Below are 1,164 nucleotides of genomic sequence, written 5' to 3'. Positions count from 1 at the left end.
TACGATGACCTATCCGTTCAAGAGAACCTTGAATTTATTGGGCAAATTTTTGGTTTAAGCAGCAAGTCGCTGAAAGAGCGGATAGAAGAGCAGCTCACCACTTACGGGTTGGATCAATTGCGCAAACAGCGCGTAAGCGGCATGAGTGGCGGTCAAAAGCAGCGCCTTTCACTCGCCGCGGCGACCATGCACAAACCCGAACTGCTATTTTTGGATGAGCCGACATCCGCCGTTGACCCCGAAAATCGACGCGATTTTTGGGAGCAGTTGTTCGACTTGTGCGATCAAGGTACGACGATTTTGGTCACCACGCATTACATGGACGAAGCGGAACGCTGCCACCGTCTGGCGATCATGGAATCGGGCGAAATTCGTGCCGATGGCGAACCCGAACAGTTAATGGAACAGATGGGCGTTAATATCATTGAGGTGAAAGCCGACAAACTTCGTGAACTCAAAGAAAAGCTGATTCAACGTGACGAAGTTCGCTCTGCGGCGCAGTTGGGGATTCGTTTACGCATCCTTATCCACCAGCATGTCGAGCAGCCGATTGAATGGTTAAAGCAGACGTTTCCCGAACTTCAAAACGCTGAAATGAACCACGCTCGCCCAAGCTCAGAAGCTGTTTTTGTCAGCGCGACAGGGAAAGGCCGCCAATGATGAAACCTATCGCTCGCATGAAAGCCGTCATGATCAAAGAGATTCGCCAACTTTCCCGTGACCGAATCACGTTTGGCATGGTGGTGATGATCCCGCTTATCCAGCTTTTGCTGTTCGGCTTCGCAATCAATACGGACATTCGCAACATTCCGGTAGGTGTTGTCGACCAAAGTGGCAGCACCGCCGGGCGGATCATTACCCAGTCCGTCAAAGTCACTCAAGTGGTGGATATCAAAGAAACCTATGCCACCGCGCAAGAGGCAGAACAAGCGATTCAAGATGGTATTGTGCGCGCCGTGCTGATTTTGCCAAGCGATCTCACACAACGCATGATGCAAGGTCGAGAGCTTGGGCAATGGAGTGTGGATGGATCAGATACCATGATCAGCTCGGCAATATTGTCGTTGCAAACCATGCCATTGACCGATTTTGATTTCGAGATTCGCCCAGCGCCAAGCAAAACATTCGAAGTCGCACTCTACTACAACCCAAGTCGGCGTTCTG

The 1,164-nt window shown here is 50.9% G+C and carries 2 protein-coding genes; both read left to right on the top strand.

Going from position 1 to position 1,164, the window contains the following annotated elements:
• On the top strand, positions 1–660 hold a 660-nt coding region (locus R7M72_RS25310), incomplete at its 5' end, for an ABC transporter ATP-binding protein (protein WP_318056484.1).
• Positions 660–1,164 (top strand): ABC transporter permease (locus R7M72_RS25305; RefSeq protein WP_318056483.1); only part of this gene is annotated, 505 nt, incomplete at its 3' end. The genes R7M72_RS25310 and R7M72_RS25305, both read left to right, overlap by 1 nt.

Source organism: Vibrio sp. YT-18, from assembly GCF_033337345.1.
Lineage (GTDB): Bacteria > Pseudomonadota > Gammaproteobacteria > Enterobacterales > Vibrionaceae > Vibrio > Vibrio alginolyticus.
Note: the sequence above shows the minus strand (reverse complement) of the source record. Positions and strands in the feature narration are given on the sequence as shown.